22 protein-coding genes are annotated in these 21,521 nt (G+C 64.2%); 16 read left to right on the top strand and 6 right to left on the bottom strand.

Annotated features, from left to right (window positions below):
- Nucleotides 1-299 precede the first annotated feature (299 nt).
- From JYG34_RS24825 to JYG34_RS24805, 5 genes are all read left to right on the top strand, one after another.
- Nucleotides 300-1,085 carry a MetQ/NlpA family ABC transporter substrate-binding protein gene (locus tag JYG34_RS24825; RefSeq protein WP_213658779.1) on the top strand — a complete coding sequence of 262 codons (786 nt, stop codon included), beginning with the start codon at nt 300-302 and terminating at the stop codon, nt 1,083-1,085.
- A gap of 693 nt (nt 1,086-1,778) precedes the next feature.
- On the top strand, nt 1,779-2,444 hold the full coding sequence (locus JYG34_RS24820) for an amino acid ABC transporter permease (RefSeq protein ID WP_213658778.1): 666 nt from the start codon (nt 1,779-1,781) through the stop codon (nt 2,442-2,444).
- Nucleotides 2,425-3,084, top strand: a complete 660-nt coding sequence (locus JYG34_RS24815) for an amino acid ABC transporter permease (RefSeq protein ID WP_213658777.1) — start codon at nt 2,425-2,427, stop codon at nt 3,082-3,084. Before JYG34_RS24820 ends, JYG34_RS24815 begins: the two co-directional genes overlap by 20 nt.
- Entirely contained in the window at nt 3,081-3,866 is a 786-nt protein-coding gene (locus tag JYG34_RS24810) for an amino acid ABC transporter ATP-binding protein (protein WP_213658776.1), read from the top strand. Before JYG34_RS24815 ends, JYG34_RS24810 begins: the two co-directional genes overlap by 4 nt.
- Complete coding sequence (locus tag JYG34_RS24805; RefSeq protein ID WP_213658775.1) at nt 3,863-4,735, top strand: transporter substrate-binding domain-containing protein; 873 nt, start codon at nt 3,863-3,865, stop codon at nt 4,733-4,735. Before JYG34_RS24810 ends, JYG34_RS24805 begins: the two co-directional genes overlap by 4 nt.
- A gap of 120 nt (nt 4,736-4,855) precedes the next feature.
- Here the strand turns inward: JYG34_RS24805 and JYG34_RS24800 are convergent, their stop codons facing one another.
- Entirely contained in the window at nt 4,856-7,222 is a 2,367-nt protein-coding gene (locus JYG34_RS24800) for a penicillin acylase family protein (RefSeq protein ID WP_213658774.1), read from the bottom strand.
- A gap of 86 nt (nt 7,223-7,308) precedes the next feature.
- Between JYG34_RS24800 and JYG34_RS24795 the strand changes: the two genes are divergently transcribed.
- Entirely contained in the window at nt 7,309-7,875 is a 567-nt protein-coding gene (locus JYG34_RS24795) for a sugar O-acetyltransferase (protein ID WP_213658773.1), read from the top strand.
- Here JYG34_RS24795 and JYG34_RS24790 read toward each other — a convergent pair.
- A complete protein-coding gene (locus tag JYG34_RS24790; RefSeq protein WP_213658772.1) occupies nt 7,854-8,423 on the bottom strand; it encodes a DUF6436 domain-containing protein in 570 nt (189 codons plus the stop codon). The genes JYG34_RS24795 and JYG34_RS24790 overlap by 22 nt on opposite strands.
- A gap of 205 nt (nt 8,424-8,628) precedes the next feature.
- Between JYG34_RS24790 and JYG34_RS24785 the strand changes: the two genes are divergently transcribed.
- On the top strand, nt 8,629-9,555 hold the full coding sequence (locus tag JYG34_RS24785) for an alpha/beta hydrolase (protein ID WP_213658771.1): 927 nt from the start codon (nt 8,629-8,631) through the stop codon (nt 9,553-9,555).
- On the opposite strand, the gene JYG34_RS24780 is transcribed toward JYG34_RS24785, so the two are convergent.
- Entirely contained in the window at nt 9,556-10,308 is a 753-nt protein-coding gene (locus JYG34_RS24780; protein WP_213658770.1) for a DUF2059 domain-containing protein, read from the bottom strand. It abuts the gene before it with no gap.
- A 121-nt stretch (nt 10,309-10,429) separates the two neighbouring features.
- Here JYG34_RS24780 and JYG34_RS24775 point away from each other — a divergent pair, with 121 nt between their 5' ends.
- Nucleotides 10,430-11,053, top strand: coding sequence for a 2OG-Fe(II) oxygenase (locus tag JYG34_RS24775; protein ID WP_213658769.1), 624 nt, complete (start codon nt 10,430-10,432; stop codon nt 11,051-11,053).
- The gene (locus tag JYG34_RS24770) at nt 11,034-11,534 is read left to right on the top strand and encodes a DUF523 domain-containing protein (protein WP_213658768.1); all 501 of its coding nucleotides are present in this window, start codon (nt 11,034-11,036) and stop codon (nt 11,532-11,534) included. The genes JYG34_RS24775 and JYG34_RS24770 overlap by 20 nt, the downstream gene beginning before the upstream one ends.
- A gap of 85 nt (nt 11,535-11,619) precedes the next feature.
- Here the strand turns inward: JYG34_RS24770 and JYG34_RS24765 are convergent, their stop codons facing one another.
- Nucleotides 11,620-12,084 carry a substrate-binding periplasmic protein gene (locus JYG34_RS24765; RefSeq protein WP_213658767.1) on the bottom strand — a complete coding sequence of 155 codons (465 nt, stop codon included), beginning with the start codon at nt 12,082-12,084 and terminating at the stop codon, nt 11,620-11,622.
- A gap of 227 nt (nt 12,085-12,311) precedes the next feature.
- Here JYG34_RS24765 and JYG34_RS24760 point away from each other — a divergent pair, with 227 nt between their 5' ends.
- Complete coding sequence (locus JYG34_RS24760) at nt 12,312-12,788, top strand: DUF4399 domain-containing protein (protein ID WP_213658766.1); 477 nt, start codon at nt 12,312-12,314, stop codon at nt 12,786-12,788.
- Between the two features lie 167 nt (nt 12,789-12,955).
- Here JYG34_RS24760 and serA read toward each other — a convergent pair whose 3' ends face one another.
- Nucleotides 12,956-14,185 carry a phosphoglycerate dehydrogenase gene (serA, locus tag JYG34_RS24755; protein WP_213658765.1) on the bottom strand — a complete coding sequence of 410 codons (1,230 nt, stop codon included), beginning with the start codon at nt 14,183-14,185 and terminating at the stop codon, nt 12,956-12,958.
- Nucleotides 14,186-14,355: 170 nt separating this feature from the next.
- Here serA and JYG34_RS24750 point away from each other — a divergent pair, with 170 nt between their 5' ends.
- The 4 genes from JYG34_RS24750 to JYG34_RS24735 all read left to right on the top strand — a co-directional run bounded on the left by JYG34_RS24750 (nt 14,356) and on the right by JYG34_RS24735 (nt 18,520).
- A complete protein-coding gene (locus JYG34_RS24750) occupies nt 14,356-15,753 on the top strand; it encodes an FAD-binding oxidoreductase (protein WP_213658764.1) in 1,398 nt (465 codons plus the stop codon).
- A gap of 25 nt (nt 15,754-15,778) precedes the next feature.
- The gene (locus tag JYG34_RS24745; protein ID WP_213658763.1) at nt 15,779-16,444 is read left to right on the top strand and encodes a fumarylacetoacetate hydrolase family protein; all 666 of its coding nucleotides are present in this window, start codon (nt 15,779-15,781) and stop codon (nt 16,442-16,444) included.
- A 154-nt stretch (nt 16,445-16,598) separates the two neighbouring features.
- Nucleotides 16,599-17,525 (top strand): SdiA-regulated domain-containing protein, encoded by a 927-nt coding sequence (locus tag JYG34_RS24740; RefSeq protein ID WP_213658762.1) that lies wholly within the window; start codon nt 16,599-16,601, stop codon nt 17,523-17,525.
- A gap of 89 nt (nt 17,526-17,614) precedes the next feature.
- Nucleotides 17,615-18,520 (top strand): SdiA-regulated domain-containing protein, encoded by a 906-nt coding sequence (locus JYG34_RS24735; RefSeq protein WP_213658761.1) that lies wholly within the window; start codon nt 17,615-17,617, stop codon nt 18,518-18,520.
- Nucleotides 18,521-18,596: 76 nt separating this feature from the next.
- On the opposite strand, the gene rpiA is transcribed toward JYG34_RS24735, so the two are convergent.
- The gene (gene rpiA, locus JYG34_RS24730; protein ID WP_213658760.1) at nt 18,597-19,271 is read right to left on the bottom strand and encodes a ribose-5-phosphate isomerase RpiA; all 675 of its coding nucleotides are present in this window, start codon (nt 19,269-19,271) and stop codon (nt 18,597-18,599) included.
- A 133-nt stretch (nt 19,272-19,404) separates the two neighbouring features.
- Between rpiA and ilvA the strand changes: the two genes are divergently transcribed.
- Both ilvA and JYG34_RS24720 read left to right on the top strand, forming a co-directional pair.
- The gene (gene ilvA, locus JYG34_RS24725; RefSeq protein ID WP_213658759.1) at nt 19,405-20,919 is read left to right on the top strand and encodes a threonine ammonia-lyase, biosynthetic; all 1,515 of its coding nucleotides are present in this window, start codon (nt 19,405-19,407) and stop codon (nt 20,917-20,919) included.
- A gap of 149 nt (nt 20,920-21,068) precedes the next feature.
- Entirely contained in the window at nt 21,069-21,494 is a 426-nt protein-coding gene (locus JYG34_RS24720; RefSeq protein ID WP_213658758.1) for a DUF2269 family protein, read from the top strand.
- The last annotated feature ends 27 nt before the right edge of the window (nt 21,495-21,521 follow it).

Genomic DNA, 21,521 nt, shown 5'->3' with positions numbered 1-21,521 from the left:
GCGCATCGCGGATAAATCCGCTCCTACACAAGTGCCGCACCTGTAAAGCCTTGGCGCAGGGCTTGAGGCAAACGGAGCGGCGGTAGCGGTAGGAGCGGATTCATCCGCGATGCGCCGCGCGGGCGGCGCTCGATCTAATACGCGCTGCAACTCTCCAATGCCTAATCGGAATAAGCAGCTAATCAAAAGATATTGTTACGGAATAAAAATAATCGGTATTGTCCGTTTCACGCCCACCCGAACGGATGGGCACCCGACGTCGCCATCTGCGATGGCCCAGCTATAGAACAAGGATCACCATGAAAAAGACCCTGCTGACCACCGCCCTGGCTGCCGCCCTGTCGTTCACGGGCCTCGCCAACGCCGCTGAAAAACTGGTGGTCGCCGCCACGCCCGTGCCGCACGCCGAAATCCTCGAACTGATCAAGCCGACCCTGGCCAAAGAGGGCGTGGACCTGGAAATCAAGGTCTTCACCGACTACGTCCAGCCCAACGTGCAGGTCGACCAGAAGCGCCTGGACGCCAACTACTTCCAGACCCTGCCGTACCTGAAGAACTTCAACGAAGGCAAGGGCACCCACCTGGAAACCGTGATCGGCGTGCACGTCGAGCCGTTCGGTGGCTATTCGAAGAAGGTCAAGAGCCTGGCCGAGCTGAAGGAAGGCGCCACCGTCGCCATCCCCAACGAAGGCAGCAACAGCGGCCGTGCCCTGCTCCTGCTGCAGAAGGCTGGCCTGATCACCCTGAAGGACCCGAAGAACGCCCTGGCCACCCCGAAAGACATCGCCGAGAACCCGAAGAAGCTCAAGTTCCGTGAGCTGGAATCGGCCATGCTGCCGCGTGTGCTGGACCAGGTCGACCTGGACATGATCAACACCAACTACGCCCTGGAAGCCGGCCTGAACCCGGCCAAGGATGCCCTGGTGATCGAGGGCAGCGACTCGCCATACGTGAACTTCCTGGTGGCCCGCCCGGACAACAAGGACAGCGCGGCCATCCAGAAACTGGCCAAGGCGCTGACCAGCCCCGAGGTGAAGGCGTTCATCGCCAAGAAGTACCAGGGCGCGGTACTGCCGGCGTTCTGATACCCGACACGACTTACGCCTGAACGAAAAACCGACGCAAATTGCGTCGGTTTTTTATTGGGCAGGAACCTGTAGGAGCCGGCTTTGCCGGCGAACACCCGCGAAGCGGGTGCCAGCCACCGCAATGCCTTTTTCGCGGGTGACCACACCAGCCTCAGCTTTGCGAGATTCCGGTGGGAGCGGCCTTGTGTCGCGAAAGGGCCGCAAAGCGGCCCCGGCATTTTCTGCATTGCCGCTGAAATCCTGGGGCCGCTGCGCAGCCCTTTCGCGACACAAGGCCGCTCCTACAGGGAGAGGTGTGAACCCCGATAGTGGGCTCAGCGCTGGCTGGCCAGCGCCCGGCGCAGTGCCAGCAACCAGAGCAATTGTTCATTCGAGGCGGGAGAGCAGGGGCTGTTCATCGTTATCGTCCTTGTAGGTGTGATGGGCCATGCAGGTCGCATTCTGAAACTCTTTTGAAAGGGGTTTATTCAGAAAGATCCCTTTGTGATGAAGGAAATTTCCGAGCAGTTCGAAGGGGGATATCGATATGCAATAAAGGTATTTAGAAAAACATTCTTATGCCTTTAGAGTTTGCCTATCGTGCTTACCGGCACAGCGCCATCACTCTGTACAAGGACGTCGAGCGACCCTCGCGCCGAGCTGGAACCTCCCCATGCCATACCTTCAAACCCCCGTGCCGAGGCCCTTTCCATGAGCTTCGACACCGCCTTCATGCTTAGCACATTGCCCGCGTTCTTCAAGGCCGTGGGTGTGACCCTGCAGGTCGGGCTGATCGCCATCGCCACCTCGATGCTGGTGGCGCTGGTCAATGCAACGATCCTGGTGTTTCGTACGCCCTACCTGCGCCGTCTGGTGCAGGGCTATGTGGAACTTGCCCGCAACACGCCGCTGCTGATCCAGCTGTTCTTCGTCTACTTCGCCCTGCCGAGCCTGGGGTTGAAGGTGTCCGGCTTTACCGCGGCGATCATCACCATGACTTTCATGGGCGGCGCCTACCTCACCGAGGTACTGCGCGCCGGCGTTGAAGCGGTGCCGCGTGCGCAACTGGAGTCCGGCCGCTCCATCGGGCTCTCCGAAGGCCAGCTGCTGCGCCATGTGATCCTGCCCCAGGCCGGCATCCTCAGCCTGCCGGCGCTGTTCGCCAACTTCGTGTTCCTGCTCAAGGAAACCACCGTGGTCTCGGCGGTGGCGGTGCCAGAGATTCTCTACACCACCAAGAACTACATCGCCCTGTACTACAAGACCTACGAAATGCTCGCCGTGCTGACCCTGCTCTGCGTGCTGATTTTCCTGCCGCTGTCGCTGCTGCTGCGCTACCTGGAAAGGAGGCTGCAACATGGCCAGTTCGGGCATTGAGTTGTTGCTGGTGTCGCTGCCGCAACTGGCTGCGGGCGCGGCGCAGACCCTGGCGATCTCGGCCTTGGGCATCCTGTTCGCCACCTTGGGCGGCGTGCTCTACGGCGTGCTGGCGACCCTCGGCAATCGGGCACTGAATATCCTGTTGCAGGTGTACCTGGAACTGTTCCGAGCGATTCCGGTGCTGGTCTGGCTGTACCTGGTGTTCTTCGGGCTGCCGATCTTCTTCGGCCTGAGCATCCCCAGCTTCTGGTGCGCGGTACTGGTGCTGGGCCTGTGGGGCGCCAGCGAGGTGGGCGAGGTGGTGCGCGGCGCCCTGCAATCGCTACCCCGCGGGCAACGCGAGGCCGGGCTGTCGATCGGCCTGGGCGGCTGGCAGCTGTATGGCTACGTGCTGCTGCCCCAGGCGCTCAAGCGCATGACCCCGCCGACCATCAACATCTACACGCGCATCATCAAGACCAGCTCGCTGGCGGTGCTGATCGGTGTGGTCGACGTCATCAAGGTCGGCCAGCAGATCATCGAGCGTACCTACGAGTCGGTGCTGATCTACGGCGCGCTGTTCCTGTTCTTCTTCCTCGTCTGCTATCCGCTTTCCGCCGCTTCGCGCGTGCTGGAACGCCGCTGGGCCCAGCCATGAACGCATTGATCGAATTCCAGGGTTTCAACAAATTCTTCGGCGAGCACCAGGTGCTCAAGGATGTCGACCTGCAGGTGCAGGCCGGCGAAGTGGTGGTGATTCTTGGCCCCAGCGGCTGCGGCAAAAGCACGCTGTTGCGCTGCCTGAACGGGCTGGAGGAAGCCCAAGGCGGCAGCCTGCGCCTCGACGGCCAGGAACTGCTCGCCCCGGGCACCGACTGGCGCCAGGTGCGCCAGCGGGTCGGCATGGTGTTCCAGAGCTACCACCTGTTCGGCCATATGAGCGTGCTCGACAACCTGTTGCTGGGCCCGCTCAAGGTGCAGAAGCGCGAGCGCCGCGAAGCCCAGGCCCAGGCCGAGGCGCTGTTGGCCCGGGTGGGGCTGCTGGACAAGCGTGACGCCTTCCCCCGGCAGCTTTCCGGTGGCCAGCAGCAGCGCATCGCCATCGTCCGCTCGCTGTGCATGAACCCCCAGGTGATGCTGTTCGACGAAGTCACCGCGGCCCTAGACCCGGAGATGGTCAAGGAGGTGCTGCAGGTGATCCAGGGCCTGGCCCGCGACGGCATGACCCTGCTCATCGTCACCCACGAAATGGCCTTCGCCCGCGCGGTGGCCGACCGCATCGTGTTCATGGAGGCCGGCAGGATCCTTGAACAGAATGACCCCGAGCGCTTCTTCACCCAACCGCAGAGCGCACGCGCGCAGCAGTTCCTGGAGAAATTCTCGTTCGTCGAAAGCCTGCCCAAGTCACTGCCCAAGTCATTGCACAAGGAACTGTCATGAAGACCGCACCGTTCGCCAAACTGCTCGCTCCACTGCTTGGCCTGGCCCTGCTGGCCGGCTGCAACAAGTCCGAAGACGCGGCCAAGCCCGCCGCCGCCTCGCCGGCCACCAGCTACCTGGAAACCATCAAGGCCCGCGACAAGCTGATCGTGGGGGTGTTCACCGACAAGCCGCCGTTCGGCTTCGTCGATGAAAGCGGCCGCTACGTGGGCTTTGACACCGATATCGGCCGGCGCTTCGCCAAGGAGCTGCTGGGCGACGAGAACAAGGTCGAGTTCGTCGCCGTCGAGCCCGCCAGCCGCATTCCGTTCCTGCAGAGCGACAAGGTCGACCTGATCCTCGCCAACATGACCGTCACCCCCGAGCGCAAAGAGGCGGTGGACTTCACCAACCCCAACCTGCGCGTGGCGGTGCAGGCCATCGTCGCCGATGGCAGCCCGGTGCAGAAGCTCGACGACCTGGCCGACAAGACCATCATCGTCACCACCGGCACCACCGCCGATATCTGGCTGACCAAGAACCACCCGGACTGGAAGCTGCTGAAGTTCGAGAAGAACACCGAGTCCCTGGCCGCCCTGGCCAGCGGCCGTGGCGAGGCCTATGCCCAGGACAACCTGATCCTGTTCAGCTGGGCCAAGCAGAACCCGGGCTATCGCGTATTGCCGCAGTTGCTGGGTGACGAGGCGCCGATCGCCCCAGCGGTGAAGAAGGGCAACACCGAGCTGCGCGACTGGGTGAACGCCGAGCTGGCCAAGCTGGGCGAGGAGAAGTTCCTGCTCAAGCTGTACGACCAGTACGTGCGCAAAGAACTCAGCGATGACACCAAGCCGGAGAGCGTGATCGTCGAAGGCGGCAAGTGGCAGGGTTGAGCCATGGCCCCCTGTAGGAGCGGCTTCAGCCGCGATGCGGGCACCGCGGTGTGTGGCACCCGCTGTGCGGGTGATCGCGGCTGAAGCCGCCCCTACAGGGATCGCGTGACGCGCTGGGCGTTATTTGCCCGGCACCAGGCGCAAGGTGCTCTGCGCCGGAATCACCCCCATCCGCGTCTTGTGATAGCGCCCTTCGATGTAATCCTCGGCCTGGTCCTTGTAGTGGCTGTCGAACAGCACGCCACTCTGCCCGACCGGGTTGATGGTCAACGCCGCCCCCGGGTCGCCGAAATCGACCACCCGGCGGGTCGAAGGCCCATAGGTGACCGGCCAGGGCGCCGGGCCGATCTTCGCCGAAAGGTTGTTCGGCACTTCATGGGTGCCCGGCGCGGCGAACGGGCCGACATTGAAGAGCAGGTTCAACGGCTTCTTCATCCCCAGCGGATGGTTGTGGGTGAGGGTGTGGGCCTTGCCCCACTGCCAGCTGGCCGGGTCCTTGCCGAAGGTTTCGCGCAGGTGCTTCAGGCTGCGTTGCCAGGCCAGGCGCACGATGGCGGCGCGGTCGGTGTGCTCGTTGCCGCCACGGGTGTTCCACCAGGGCGAATCCACGTCGGCAGCCAGGCGCGGCAGGGCGGCGTCGATGGCGCGGGTACTGATCAACACCGGGAACCAGGTGTCGCCCAACTCGTCGTGCAGCGCGGCGAAGGCCAGCTCGTAGAGGAACTGGTTGAACAGCGTGGCGCTGGTGGAGTCCAGCGGGTAGTCGCCGCGCCAGGCGGCCAGTTGTTCCACCAGTTCCTTCTCTTCGTCACCGCTGGCGACCGTGCGCAGGGTGCCCAGCAGCGGCGCCAGGGTCCGCGGGCCATAGTCGCTGCTGGTGTCGAGCTGCAGGGCCTGGCTGTTCTGGATATCCCACTTGATGTCCGGGTTGCTCAGCTGGCGATCGAGCTGGCGACCACGGTCGGCCAGGTTGTAGTAACCGGGTATCGCTATCGAGGCCGGTGGCTGGTAGTTGGCCGAGACGATATAGCCGCTGGCCGGGTTCTCCTGCTGCGGGTTGACGCTGAAGGGGTAGAACCCGGGCTTGTCGGCCTGGCCGCTGCTGCCGTCGAGGATGAACGCCGGGTTGACCCCGTCCGGGCGGATCGGCAGGCGCGCCGCCGCCCACCAGCCGATATCGCCACGGGCGTTGGCCCACACCAGGTTCAGCCCCGGCGCCTGGACCTTCTCCGCTGCCTCGCGCATCTTGCCGAGGGTGTCGGCGCGGTTGATCTGGTAGAAACCGTCGAGCAATGGGTTCTCGGTTTCCAGGAACGCCCACCACATGGCGATCGGCGCCGGGCCGGCCGTGTCGCCCAGCACGCTGTTGACGATCGGGCCATGGGGCGAGCGGCGCAGGGTGATGCTCACCGGCGCCTGGCTTTTGACCGCGATCTGCTGCTCGGTTTTCTCCAGCGCTTGCCAGTGGCCATCGACCATCACCTGATTCGAATCTGCCGGGTTGGTCTTCTCGGCGATCAGGTCGACGTCGTCGTTCTGGAACATGGTCAGGCTCCAGCCGAAATCGCGGTTGTGGCCGAGCAGGGCGAACGGGTTGAGGGCCTGGAAATAGCCATACAGGTTGAAGCTCGGCGCCGACAGTTCAGCCTCGTACCACACCGCCGGCACGGCGAAGCTGATATGCGGGTCGCCGGCCAGCAGCGCGCGGCCGCTGCGGGTGTGGCTACCGGCCACGGCCCAGGCATTGCTGCCCTCGAACTGCGGGATGCCGACCTCGCCAAGGGCATCGTGGCTCAGCCGCGCCAGCTGCTCGAGGCTGCGCCAGTCGGCGGCGGCCAGCGGGGTGGCGACGGCGCCGTCGGGCTTCCAGTCGAGGTCGAAGATCTTCAGGTACTCGGGGCCGAGCTGGTCGCGGATATAGGTCAGCGCCGGGTCGGTGCGAAACGCTGCCGCGAAGCTGTAGGCAAGGTAGCCGGCGATGCTCAGGGTGTCCTCGGCGGTGAACGGGCGCTTCGGGATGCCGAGCACGTCGAACTCCATGGGTTTGGGGTGCGTCGCCTGCCATTGGTTGACGCCGTCCAGGTACGCCTGCAGGGCCTGCCAGGCTGGTGACTGGTGGTCCAGGCGCTGCACCATCAACGCGGCTTGGTCGCGGATGCGCAGGCTGCGGAACAGGGTGTCGGTGGGCACCAGCTTCTCGCCCAGCACCTCGGCCAGCTCGCCCCGGGCCAGGCGGCGCATGATTTCCATCTGGAACAAGCGGTCCTGGGCGTGCACGTAGCCCAGGGCGCGGTACAGGTCCTGTTCGTTCTGTGCCTGCAAGTGCGGCACGCCGCGGGCGTCGTAGCGCGCACTGACCGGCGCCTGCAAGCCGCTGACGGCCACCTCGCCCTCGCGCTGGGGCTGCTTGCCCTGCACGTACCAGTAACCGGTGCCAGCGGCGGCCACGGCGATCACCACCGCCAGCAGGGTCAGGCTGCGCTTCATCGAAACTCCTTGTGCACGCCAGCGAAAAATGTGGTCCGATCATCGGCGGATTCGCGAACTGAGCATAGTCCCTGAAAGGAGTTTCCATGTCCCTCAGCGAAAAACAGAAGATGTTGGCCGGTGAGCTCTACCACGCCGGTTGCCCCGAGCTGCAGGCCGAGCAGATCGCCAACAAGCACTGGATGCACCGCTACAACAGCAGCGTCGAGCTGCTCAACGACGCGCGCCATGGCCTGTTGATCGAGCATTTCGGCCAGGTCGGCGACGGCGCGGTGATCCGCCCGCCGTTCTACTGCGACTACGGCTACAACATCAGCATCGGCGCCAACAGTTTCATGAACTTCAATTGCGTGATCCTCGATGTGCTGCCGGTGCGCATCGGCGCCGACTGCCAGATCGGCCCGGCGGTGCAGATCTACACCGCCGACCACCCGATGGACCCTGAGCTTCGCCGTACCGGCCTCGAAAGCGGCCGGCCGGTGACTATCGGCGACAACGTGTGGATCGGTGGCGGGGCGATCATCCTGCCCGGCGTGACCATCGGCGACAACGCCGTGGTCGGTGCCGGCAGCGTGGTGACCCGCAATGTGCCGGCGGGGGCGGTGGTGGTGGGCAACCCGGCGCGGGTGCGTCAGCCGGCCCAGGGGCAGTAGCAGCCCACCGCAAGGGTGTTGGAGGCTTGGACCCGGCGCCCTTGTTCCAGTGCTTTGAGAATCGGTTCGATGAAACTGTTGCTCGAGTTGCACACCGCGCCTTCGCTGTAGGGCCCGAAGTAGGCCAGGTTGCCCTCGTGGTCCCAGATTGCCACGGCGGGCGTGGCGGGTAGTCGTTCACTGCCGGGCAGGCTGGCCAGTGGTTTCAGGGCGGTGAGGTTCGCGGGAAGCTGGCCATGGCTGCCGGGCTTCTGCACGACGTGGAAGCTCACGCCCCGTGGGGCGAACTGCGCGACCAGCTCGCCCAGGTGTTGCTGGTTGCCGACGTTGCACGGGCAGGCCGGGTCCCAGAAGTGCACCACGCGGATCGGGCCGGGGCCGGACAGCTCGGGCGGCAGTTGCAACTGGCTGCCGTCGAAGAAGGTGGCCTGGTTGTCGAAGGGGCGCAGGTAGCGGCTCTGGAAACTGTCGTAGGCCCACCAAAGGGCGGCGGCGCAGAGCAGGGTGGCGGTGATACCGGCCAGTGACTTGATGCTTCGGGTTGGCATGGTTTATCCGCGGAATCGGTCTAGGGCGCGAGCCCCTGTGGGAGCGGGTTTACCTGCGAATACGGCGGTGAATTCACGGACGCCTTCGCGGGTAAACCCGCTCCCACAGGCAAAAGAGGCGCCTGTGGAAGTGCGTCAGCTTGCCATGGCGCGGCCCAGACCTGAATATCACAGGTCAATACTTGCTTCAGTGTGGATGTACCCGATGCCCGCCGCCTTCCAACCCGACTCGCTGCGCGCCGGCCTGTCGCCCCTCACCGAGCGCCAGGCGCTGCCGGCCCAAGGCCGTGACTACCAGCGCTTCTATGGCCTGGACCTGCCGGTGGCCAGTTGGCTCGGTCGCTTCCAGGCAGCCGGTTTCGACCTGGTCGGCCAGGTCTGGTTGCCGGAGCAACCGGTGGCGACCCTGTTTCTGCTGCATGGCTACTACGACCACATGGGCCTGTATCGGCATGTGATCGACTGGGCGCTCAGGCAGCACTATGCGGTGATCAGCTGCGACCTGCCCGGGCATGGGCTGTCCAGCGGCGAGCGGGCCAGCATCGAAGACTTCGACATTTATCAGCAGACACTGGACGCTTTGTTCGAGCAGGCGCGCCAGCTTGGCTTGCCACGCCCGTGGCATCTGTGCGGGCAGAGCACCGGCGGGGCGATCGTGGTCGATCACCTGTTGCATTGCGACGGCCACAGCCCGGCCGACGGCGAGGTGATCCTGCTGGCGCCGCTGGTGCGCCCACGCGCCTGGCACTGGTCGAAGCTCAGCTATTGCGTGCTGCGCCACTTCGTCAACGGCATCGAGCGGCGCTTCAGCGAGAACACCAACGACCCGGCGTTCCTGCCGTTTCTGGAAGCCGACCCGCTGCAACCGCGCCGTTTGCCGACAGCCTGGGTCGGCGCGCTGTTGAAATGGGTCCGGCGTATAGAGGAGGCACCGCGCAGCACGCGGCGGCTGTTGATCGTGCAAGGGGAGGCGGACGGTACCGTGGACTGGCCCTACAACCTCAAGGTGCTCAAGGCCAAGTTCAGTGAACCGCAGATCCTCATGCTGCCCGAGGCGCGGCACCACCTGGCCAACGAGCTGCCGGGCATCCGCCAGCGCTATTTCGACTTCATCGGCCAGCGCCTGGGCTGATCAGTTCAGGTCCGCGGCGTTCTGCCCGACCGCCAGCGCGGCGCGCACGGCGGCCACGGCGGCCTTGTAGTAGGCCTGGCCTTGCGGTGATTCAGCGAAGGTGGCGAACTCTTCCAGCTCGGTGTCCGACAGGTCGCGATAGACATACAGCAGGGTGTTGTTCAGGTCTTCGCCGACCTGGTTCATCAGGCGCTGGCGCTGGCCATCGAGCAGGCCCTGGGCCTGACCACCACCGAACAGGCCCGGGATCATCGAGCTGAGGCTGTCCGCAGCCACCCCGGCAATCGCCAGGCTGACCTCGGCGCCGGCTTCGCGGGCCGGCAGGGCCTGGGCCAGGTGGCCGACGATCAGCAGGCGGTTGTCGCTGACCTGCATCTTGGGCAGGCCCTTGGCGTTCTTGGCCAACTGGTCTTTGCGCGTGGCCAGCAGTTCGGCGGCCACCACCTTGCGCCCCAGCGGCGACTGGAAGAAGTTCAGGGCCGGCGCAGGGTTCTGCAGGTTCGTGCGCAGCTGCGCCAGGGCGCGGCGGTCCATGGCCTGGGCCTGGAAGCGTTGATTGCTGTTGGTGACCAGCGCTTGATAGACCGCAGGCGGCAGGCTGTTGCGGTAGCGCTGCTGGGCGGCGCTCACGGCATCGTTGAAATGGGCGCGCTGGTCGGGCCAGCCGGCGGCCTTGTACAGTTGATCGAGGCTGTCTGCCCAGACAGGCATGGTGCAGATCATCAGCAGAAGCAGGGAAAACAAACGGCGCATTCAGGACTCCTGTCGGCAGGCCGCTATTGTCCGTGGCGCGGCGGGGCTTTGTCGAGACGCCAGCGGCAGTTCTCGACCAAGTGGCGCTGTGCGAGCGCATGCCGAATAGCTATGATGCGCCATGCACATTCCTCCTGAACATCCGATGCTGTCGGCGATCGTCGATGACCTGGCCACCCGTGGCTGGTCGCAGCAGCCGCTCTTCTTGCCCGACGGACTGGCCCGCGCGCTGGCGCTCGAATGCCGCCGTCGCCACGCCGAAGGCGAACTCAACCCGGCCGGCGTCGGGCGCGGTGCCGCGCAGGAAGTGCGCGAGGCCATTCGCGGCGACCAGATCCAGTGGATCGACCCGGGTGACTCCGAGGCCTGCGACCATTATCTGGGGGCCATGGACAGCCTGCGCCAGGCCATCAACCAAGGGTTGTACCTGGGGCTCGAGGATTTCGAGTGCCATTTCGCCCTGTATCCGCCGGGCGCTTTCTACCGCCGCCACCTGGACCGCTTCCGCGACGACGACCGGCGCGCCGTTTCGGCTGTGTTCTATCTCAATGAAGGCTGGCAGCCCGACGACGGTGGCCAGTTGCGCATGTTCCTGCAGGGTGACGTCGAGCATGACGTGCCGCCGCTGGCGGGCACCCTGGTGGTGTTCCTGTCGGGCGACATCCCTCACGAAGTCCTCCCGGCCGGGCGTGAGCGCCTGTCGCTGACGGGCTGGTTCCGCCGCCGTGGCAACGACCTGTTCTAAGGTACTGGTCAGCGCCTGCCTGCTGGGCCAGCCGGTGCGCTACGACGGGCGTGCCAGTGGCCATCCTGGCCTGTTGCAACGCTGGCAGGCCGAAGGCCGGGTGGTGCCGTTGTGCCCGGAGGTGGCCGGTGGCTTGCCGACGCCACGCCCGCCTGCGGAGATTCCGGGCGGGCAGGGTGGCGAAGTGCTGGATGGGCGGGTGCCGGTCGTGACTGTCGCGGGCGAGGATGTCAGCGAGGCGTTTCTTGCTGGCGCCCGTCAGGCCCTGGCCCTGGTGCGGCGGCACGGCATCGCGGTGGCGGTGCTCAAGTCCGGTAGCCCTTCGTGTGGTAACCGTTTGACCTACGACGGCAGCTTCACGGGTGTGAAGGTGGCGGGGGAAGGGGTGACCACGGCGTTGCTGCGGCGCGAAGGGGTGCAGGTGTTCAGCGAGCTGGAGCTGGAGCAGGCTGCGCAAGCCCTGAGCCACGCGGACCTGTAGGAGCCAGCCTGGCTGGCGAATGGCTTCACATCGCCTTCAGGGCTGTTCGCCAGCCAGGCTGGCTCCTACGGGGTCGGTGACGAGGCTACTGTTGGAGCCATTTCTTTTCCAGCTCGGTCAGGCGCCCGTTGTCCTTGAGCCGCTGCAAGGCGTTGTTCACCGCGCTCTCGAATGCCGGATTATCCTTTTGGAATGGAATAACCAAGTGCAGGTCACCAAACGGTTGGCTGGCGCTCAACGCGGGTGCGAGTTTGTCTTGCGCATCGGGCTTGTCGACCGTGATATCGAACTTGCCGCTCTCCACCCCCGCCAGCACTTCCGCGGCGGGCGTCTCGATGAACTCGACGCGCAGGCCCAGTTCACCGGCCAACGCCCGGCCAAGCTCGATATCGAAACCCGTCAGGTGTTCATCCAGTTTGAAGGCATAGGGCGCGGCGTCGCTCTGCACGGCAATCCGCAATTCCCCCCGGTCGTTGATTTCATCGATCAGTTCGGCCTGGGCCAGTGGAGTGAACAGTGCTGCCAGCAGCACGCCAATGGTCAAACGCATGAATGCCCCTTTCTTGTTCGGCAGAAGAATGTCATTCGCCGGGACTTATTACCTGCCTCGGTCGAGCGCAGCCTCAGACCTCAATACCCAATCAATGTTTGATCGGGCCTCGAAATATTTCCTCGGCTGTTTTTGAACCTCTTCCGGTGTGGGTGGACTATGGTGAAGTACCGCCTTGCTTCGTTTAAGTGATAGCGGTCAATTGAAGTGAATCACAGGAGAAGTGAATGAAAAGCCTAATGTCGCGTGCTGTCGTCGCCGGTCTGCTGATGGGCGTGTCGGTGTTCGCCAGTGCCGCGGATGCCCTGAAGAGCCAGCAGCCACCGGAAGGCGCCAAGGTCTTCATCGTTTCCCCCGCCGACGGCGCCACGGTCGACAAGACCTTCACCGTCAAGTTCGGCATCGAGGGCATGAGCCTGAAGCCTGCGGGCGACCCGACCCCGCATACCGGCCATCACCACCTGCTGGTGGATGTGGGCAAAGCGCCGGCCGCTGACCTGCCGCTGCCGACCAGCCTGATGCCGGAAAACAACGCGCCACTGCCGGCCGGCCCGCAGGTGTTGCATTTTGGTAAGGCGCAGACCGAGGCGACCATCACCCTGACGCCGGGCAAGCACACCCTGCAGCTGGTGCTGGGTGACCAGTACCACGTGCCGTTCAAGCCAAGCGTCAAGTCGAAGAAGATCACGGTCAACGTCAAGTGACGCAGAACCTGTAGGCGCGGCTTCAGCCGCGAAATAGGCACCGCGCTGGTTGGCACCCGCTTCGCGGGTGATCGCGGCTGAAGCCGCTCCTACAATAATCGTCGGTGTACTACGACAAAGAAAAAGGGAGGCCACCAGGGCCTCCCTTTTTCATGCCGCAGTGAAACTTAGAACAGTACGCGCGAGCGAATGGTGCCCTTCACGTGCTGCAGTTTTTCCTGGGCCAGGTCCGAGTACTCGGCGTCCACGTCGATTACCACGTAACCGACTTTCTCGTCGGTCTGCAGGAACTGACCGGAGATGTTGATACCGTTCTCGGCGAACACTTTGTTGATCTCGCTGAGCACGCCCGGGATGTTTTCGTGGATGTGCAGCAGGCGGTGCTTGCCTGGGTGGGCCGGCAGGGCCACTTCCGGGAAGTTGACCGACGACACGGAGGTACCGTTGTCGCTGTACTTGACCAGCTTCTCGGCCACTTCCAGGCCGATGTTGGCCTGGGCTTCGGCGGTGGAGCCACCGATGTGCGGGGTGAGGATCACGTTGTCCAGGCCACGCAGCGGGCTTTCGAACTCTTCGTCGTTGGAGCGCGGCTCCACCGGGAACACGTCGATGGCGGCGCCGATCAGGTGCTTGTCCTTGATCGCGGCGGCCAGGTGGTCCAGCTCGACCACGGTGCCACGGGCGGCGTTGATCAGGATCGAGCCCTTCTTCATCGCGCGGATTTCCTTCTCGCCGATCATCCACTGGGTGGACGGCAGCTCAGGCACGTGCAGCGAGACGATGTCGGCCAGGCCCAGCAGTTCGTGCAGGCTGGTGACCTGGGTGGCGTTGCCCAGTGGCAGCTTGGTCAGCGGGTCGTAGAAATACACCTGCATGCCCAGGCCTTCGGCCAGCACCGACAGCTGCGTGCCGATCGAGCCGTAGCCGACGATGCCCAGCTTCTTGCCACGGATCTCGAAGGAGTTGGCCGCGCTCTTGATCCAGCCACCGCGATGGCAGGAGGCGTTCTTCTCGGGGATGCCGCGCAGCAGCAGGATGGCTTCGGCCAGCACCAGCTCAGCTACCGAGCGGGTGTTGGAGTACGGTGCGTTGAACACCGCGATGCCGCGCTCGCGGGCCGCGTTCAGGTCGACCTGGTTGGTACCGATGCAGAAGCAGCCGACCGCGACCAGTTTCTTCGCACAGTCGAAGACCTCTTCGGTCAGCTGGGTGCGCGAGCGGATGCCGATGAAGTGGGCATCGGCGATCTTTTCCTTCAGCTCGGCGTCCGGCAGCGAGCCGGTGAGGTACTCGATGTTGCTGTACCCGGCAGCCTTGAGGATATCCACCGCATTCTGGTGGACGCCTTCAAGAAGAAGGAACCTGATCTTGCTCTTGTCGAGAGAAGTCTTGCTCATCTGCGTAAACCTGTATCCCGGAGAAAAATGGCGAGGAGGGTGAAGCGACGCGGCGTCGGCCTTAGCACGAACAGCGGGAGGGCTATGCTAGCATACGCGACCTGATCTGAGCTTATCCCGACAGGTGAAGCGTGCTCAGGGTGACTATGAATAAGTCGAGAGTTCCAGCGATGACCCAGTCTGCGGTAATTGATGAGCTGATGACCCTGGTCGACCCTGGCAAGGTCCTTACCGACCCCGCCTCGCTCGAGGCGTATGGCAAGGACTGGACCAAGCACTACCCGCCCGCGCCCAGCGCCATCGTCTTCCCCAAATCCATCGAGCAGGTCCAGGCCATCGTGCTGTGGGCGAACCGGCACAAGGTCGCCCTGGTGCCGTCGGGTGGGCGTACCGGGCTGTCGGGAGGCGCGGTCGCCGCCCACGGCGAGGTGGTGGTGGCCTTCGACTATATGAACCAGATCCTCGGCTTCAACGCGTTCGACCGCACCGTGGCCTGCCAGCCGGGCGTGATCACTCGCCAGTTGCAGCAGTTCGCCGAAGACCAGGGCTTGTACTACCCGGTGGATTTCGCCTCCAGTGGCTCCAGCCAGATTGGCGGCAATATCGGCACCAATGCCGGCGGGATCAAGGTGATTCGCTACGGCATGACCCGTAACTGGGTCGCTGGGCTCAAGGTGGTCACTGGCAAGGGTGAACTGCTGGAGCTGAACAAGGACCTGGTCAAGAACGCCACCGGCTACGACCTACGCCAGCTGTTTATTGGCGCTGAAGGCACGCTGGGCTTCGTGGTCGAGGCGACCATGCGCCTGGACCGTGCACCGCGCAACCTCACCGCGATGGTGCTGGGCACGCCGGACTTCGACTCGATCATGCCGGTGCTGCACGCCTTCCAGGGCAAGCTCGACCTCACCGCCTTCGAGTTCTTCTCCGACAAGGGCCTGGCCAAGATCCTCGCCCGTGGCGATGTACCGGCACCGTTCGAGACGAACTGCCCGTTCTATGCGCTGCTGGAGTTCGAGGCCAGCACCGAGGAGGTGGCCAACGAGGCGCTGGCCACCTTCGAGCACTGCGTCGAACAGGGCTGGGTGCTGGACGGGGTGATGAGCCAGAGCGAAACCCAGCTGAAGAACCTGTGGAAGCTGCGCGAATACCTGTCCGAGACCATCTCCCACTGGACGCCCTACAAGAACGATATTTCGGTCACCGTGTCGAAAGTGCCGGCGTTCCTGCGCGATATCGACGCTATCGTCGGCAAACACTACCCAGACTACGAAGTGGTCTGGTATGGCCACATCGGCGACGGCAACCTGCACCTGAACATCCTCAAGCCCGACCACATGACCAAGGACGATTTCTTCGCCTCCTGCACCAAGGTCAACAAGTGGGTGTTCGAGATCGTCGAGCGCTACAACGGCTCGATCTCCGCCGAGCACGGCGTGGGCATGACCAAGCGCGACTACCTCGGCTATAGCCGCTCGGCGGATGAAATCGCCTGCATGAAGGCGATCAAGGCCGTGTTCGACCCGAACGGCATCATGAATCCGGGTAAGATCTTCGCTCCCGAATAAAAAGCAGTGTTCACAGGAGTCGGCCATGAGTTACCAGCACCAGTACGTAGACGGCACTCGCATCCATTACCCGCTGGGCAAGGTGGTGTGCATCGGCCGCAACTACGCCGAGCACGCCAAGGAACTGGACAACCCCATCCCCAGCGAGCCGCTGCTGTTCATCAAGCCCGGTAGCTGCGTGGTGCCCCTGGAAGGCGGCTTCAAGATCCCGACCGAGCGTGGCTCGGTGCACTACGAAGCGGAAATTGCCGTGCTGCTGGGCAAGCCGCTGTCCACCGCACCGTCCGAGGAAGAGGTGCTCGACGCCATTTCCGGCTACGCGCCGGCGCTCGACCTCACCCTGCGCGAGGTGCAGGCGAAGCTGAAGGAAAAGGGCCTGCCGTGGGAGCTGGCCAAGAGCTTCGATGGCGCCTGTGTACTGCCGCCGTTCGTGTCGGCCGATGCTTTCGAGGACCTGACCGATATCGGTATCCGCCTGACCATCAACGGCGAAATACGCCAGGACGGCAGCAGCGCGATGATGCTCAACCCGATCGTGCCGATCATCCAGCACATCGCCGGGCATTTCTCGCTGCAGCCGGGCGACGTCATTCTCACCGGCACCCCGGCCGGTGTCGGCCCGCTGAACGTGGGCGATGAGCTGGTGTTGGAACTTCCGGGCGCGAGCCGTTTCGAAGGGCGCGTGCTCTGACCTTGCATGGCGGCGGCTGGAAGCCGTCGCCGTCTCCCTGACCGTGGGTGGTCGTTGCCATTTTTTTCACAATCGGTGCGGATAATGCGCAAACCTGCGCATTTTCGTCGGCATTGGGCTATACCTCACCGCTCGCTTTCAGGAATTTCCTTCAATGGCCACCTCCACCCGTGCATCCCTCCCGCCTGCACCCAAGCGCCGTGCCTCGCTGCGCTGGCTTATCGGCTTTGCCGCTGTGGCAGTGATCAGTTATGGCGTGGTCGTGGCCATGCACTGGGATGACCGTGGCCTGTTGTGGCTGAAAGAGCGCTTCGAAACCCCTGCCGAGCGCCAGGAAAGTATCTGGTTGCCAGATTACGTGGCTGACATAGACGCCAAGCCCTTGGTGGGTATGGAGGAGGATGAAGCCTCGGACGTGGCCTTCAACCCACATACCCGCACCTTGTTCGCGGTCATGGGCAAGCACCCGTTCCTGGCCGAGTTGAGCCTGGATGGCGATGTGCTGCGCAAGATCCCCTTGCAGGGCTGGGACAATCCCGAGGGTGTCGCCGTGCTCGAGGACGGGCAGATCGCGATCACCGACGAGCGCCGCCACGACCTGACCCTGGTCAAGGTGGACGCCACTACGGCTTCGCTGTCCCGCACCGACTTCAAGAGCTACGACCTGGGCGAGTCGGTCAAGAGCAACAAGGGTTTCGAGGCCGTGGCCTGGGACCCGATGCGCCAGCGCCTGCTCATCGGCGAGGAGCGTCCGCCGAAGCTGTACACCTGGAGCACCAACGGGCATGGTCCGCTCACGGGGGACAAGCAGGTGCTGCCCAGCGATGAACTGGACCTGCGCAACCTGTCGGCCTTGAGTGTCGATCCGCGCACGGGCCACCTGCTGGTGCTGTCGGCGGATTCGAACATGCTGCTGGAGCTGGACGAGAAAGGTGAGCAGGTCAGCTTCATGACCTTGTTGGGTGGCTTCAATGGCCTGAAGGACACCGTGCCGCGCGCCGAAGGCGTGGCCATGGACGACAAGGGCAACCTGTACATCGTCAGCGAACCCAACCTGTTCTATCGTTTCCGCAAGCACTGACACTGCCTTCGGCGTTTCCGACGACGGCATTAAGCTTTGCTTCAGTTGTAGATGGTTAGATTCGCGTCCCCTTTGCCGAGTCTGCCTCCATGCGTCGTCGTTACCGCCTCACCCTCGCTTTGACCGTGCTTGCCGCCTTGCTTGTTCTGGGTGCGGCAGCCCAGGAGTTCCGCCTGTTCGAGCGAGGCTGGTTCAACCTGCGGGCCTGGTGGCAGCCGGCCGAGCAGAGCATGGGGCTGGACCGCTATCGGGTGGCGGTCGAGGCGCAGCCCATCGAAGGGTTGGACGACGATCTTTCGGCCCTGACCTACGACCCGGACCGCAAGAGCCTGTTCACCGTGACCAATGCCCGTTCCGAGCTCATCGAGCTATCCTTGGACGGGCGCATCCTGCGTCGCGTGCCGCTGACCGGCTTCGGCGACCCCGAGGCCGTGGAATACGTGGGCCCCAACAGCTACGTGATCACCGATGAGCGCCAGCAGCGGCTGATCCGCGTGCGCCTTGAAGATGACACGCAGTTCCTCGATGCCAACGATGCCGAGCAGCTGTCCCTGGGCATCGGCCTCAATGGCAACAAGGGCTTCGAGGGGTTGGCCTACGATTCGGTGGGCAAGCGCCTGTTCGTGGCCAAGGAGCGCGACCCGATGATGATCTACGAGGTGCACGGCTTCCCCCATGACAACCCCGACAAGCCTTACGCGGTGCATGTGGTGCAGGACCGCAAGCGCGACAAGCGGTTGTTCGTGCGGGACTTGTCCAGCCTGCAGTTCGACGAGCGCAGCGGGCATCTGCTGGCCCTGTCGGACGAGTCGCGGCTGGTGCTGGAACTGGATGTGAAGGGGCGGCCGTTGAGCACCCTGTCGCTGCGCAAGGGTATGCAAGGGCTGAAGCAGACGGTGCCGCAGGCGGAAGGGATTGCGATGGACGATGCCGGGACCATCTACCTGGTCAGTGAGCCGAACCTGTTCTACGTGTTCAAGCAGCCATCTGACTGACGGGCGGGGCATTCGCGGCTAAACCCGCTCCCACAGGGGGCGATACCTGTGGGAGCGGGTTTACCCGCGAAGAGGATTACTCGGCCTTGAGGGTCTTCACGCCTTCGGCGGTACCCAGCAGCAGCACATCTGCCGGGCGCGCCGCGAACAGGCCGTTGGTGACCACGCCGACGATGGCATTGATCTGGCTTTCCAGCTCCACCGGGTTGGTGATCTGCAGGTTGTGCACGTCGAGGATGACGTTGCCGTTGTCGGTCACCACGCCCTCGCGGTAGACCGGGTCGCCGCCCAGCTTGACCAGTTGGCGCGCCACGTGGCTGCGGGCCATGGGGATGACTTCGACCGGCAGCGGGAAGGCGCCAAGCAGCGGTACCAGCTTGCTGGCGTCGGCGATGCAGATGAAGGTCTTGGCTACCGCCGCGACGATTTTCTCGCGGGTCAGGGCCGCGCCACCGCCCTTGATCAGGTTCAGGTGGGCGTCGCTCTCGTCGGCGCCATCCACGTAGAACTCCAGCTCGCTGACGCTGTTCAGCTCATAGACCGGAATGCCATGGCCCTTCAGGCGCTGGGCAGTGGCCTCGGAGCTGGCGACGGCGCCGTCGAAGGCGGTCTTGTGCTGGGCCAGGGCGTCGATGAAGAAGTTGGCGGTGGAACCGGTGCCAACGCCGACGACGCTTTTTTCATCCAGCTTGGGCAGGATGAGGTCGACGGCGGCCTGGGCGACGGCCTGTTTGAGTTGGTCCTGGGTCATGCGGGCTCCGGGAGGGGCAGGGCGGATTTCAAAGTTGCCTAGTATAACGGCTCCGGCGGCTTTGCTGTGGCTGCCCGACGTGACGCTGCGGTAGACTCCCAGGCCTTGTCCCGCGGCCCAGTGATGCTTTCCGATGCTCGAACAGTACGTCAAGAAGATCCTCACCTCGCGCGTCTACGACGTTGCTGTCGAAACCCCGCTGCACAGCGCCGGGCAACTGAGCAAGCGCCTGGGCAACACGGTCCTGCTCAAGCGCGAGGACCTGCAGCCGGTGTTCTCGTTCAAGATCCGCGGGGCCTACAACAAGCTGGCGCAACTGAGCGCGGAAGAACTGGCCCGTGGCGTGGTCACCGCCTCGGCCGGCAACCACGCCCAGGGCGTGGCCCTGGCGGCCCGTGAGCTGGGCATCAAGGCGACCATCGTGATGCCCCGCACCACCCCCGAGATCAAGGTCGAGGGCGTGCGTTCGCGGGGTGGCAAGGTGGTGCTGCATGGCGACTCGTTCCCCGAGGCGCTGGCGTACTCGCTGAAGCTGGTCGACGAGAAGGGCTTCGTCTACATCCACCCCTACGACGATCCGCACACCATCGCCGGCCAGGGCACGGTGGCCATGGAAATCCTGCGCCAGCACCCGGGCCAGCTCGACGCGATCTTCGTGCCGGTGGGCGGTGGCGGGCTGATCGCCGGTATCGCCGCCTACGTGAAGTACCTGCGCCCCGAGATCAAGGTGATCGGCGTCGAACCGGACGACTCCAACTGCCTGCAGGCCGCCATGGCCGCGGGCGAGCGCGTGGTGCTGCCACAGGTCGGGCTGTTCGCCGACGGCGTGGCGGTGGCCCAGATCGGCCAGCACACCTTCGATATCTGCCGCCATCATGTGGACGAGGTGATCACCGTCAGCACCGATGAAATCTGCGCGGCAATCAAGGATATCTACGACGATACCCGCTCGATCACCGAGCCTGCCGGCGCATTGGGCGTTGCCGGGATCAAGAAGTATGTCGAGCTCAAGGGCGTGACGGGCCAGACCCTGGTGGCCATCGACTCGGGCGCCAACGTCAACTTCGACCGCCTGCGCCATGTGGCCGAGCGTGCCGAACTGGGCGAAAAGCGCGAGGCGATCATCGCCGTGACCATTCCCGAGCGCCCGGGCAGCTTCAAGGCCTTCTGCGAGGCCATCGGCAAGCGCCAGATCACTGAATTCAACTACCGCAAGCACACGGCGGACGAAGCGCATATCTTCGTTGGCGTGCAGACCCATCCGGAAACCGACCCACGCGCCGCGTTGGTACAGCAATTGACCGAGCAGGGCTTCCCGGTCACCGACCTGACCGACAACGAGCTGGCCAAGCTGCATATCCGTCATATGGTCGGCGGCCACTCGGCGGGGGCCAGCGACGAGATGGTGCTGCGCTTCGAATTCCCGGAACGCCCGGGCGCGCTGTTCAACTTCCTCAACAAACTGGGCGGTCGCTGGAACATCTCGATGTTCCACTACCGCAACCACGGTGCGGCCGATGGTCGCGTGGTGGCGGGGCTGCAGGTGCCGGAGGAGGAGCGTCACCTGGTGCCGGCGGCGCTGGCCAAGATCGGTTATCCGTACTGGGACGAGACCGAGAACCCGGCTTACCGGCTGTTCCTGGGCTGAGCGGCTACGCTTGGCCTGAAGGGCCTCTTCGCGGGTAAACCCGCTCCCACAGGTACCGCATGGACCTTGAGCTCTATGCAGTCACTGTGGGAACGGGTTTACCCGCGATGAGTCTGACGCGAATCGGCCTGCTTTAGGACAACTGAGACATGGAACACCTGACCACCCTCAAGACCCTGCACATCCTCGCCACTGCCCTGTTGCTGCTGGGCGCCCTGGGCCTGGCCGTCTGGACCATCCAGGCGCGGCGCAAGGGCGATGTCGACGCCTACGGCAAGCTGCTGCGCCGGCCACTGGTATTCGTCTGGCTGCTGATGGGCCTGTGCCTGGTGAGCATGCCGTTCACCGGCTGGTGGCTGGTGCACCTGGTCGGCTGGCCGCTGGGGCAGACCTGGGTGCTGGCCTCCAGCGTCATCTACACCTTCGGTGCTTTTGCCGTCTGGTGGTTGCTGGTGCGCCTCAACCGGCTGCGCAAGGCTGAAGTGGTGGGGCTGAAGTTCACCCTGGCGCTGGCGGTATTCAGCGGGGTGTGTTTCCTGTCCATTGCCGGCCTGATGGGCGCCAAGCCAATCTAGGAATGGCGCTGAACCAGTAGGAGCCAG

The organism is Pseudomonas entomophila (assembly GCF_018417595.1).
Taxonomy (GTDB): Bacteria; Pseudomonadota; Gammaproteobacteria; order Pseudomonadales; family Pseudomonadaceae; genus Aquipseudomonas; species Aquipseudomonas entomophila_C.
This window is presented reverse-complemented; position numbering and strand designations above follow the sequence as displayed.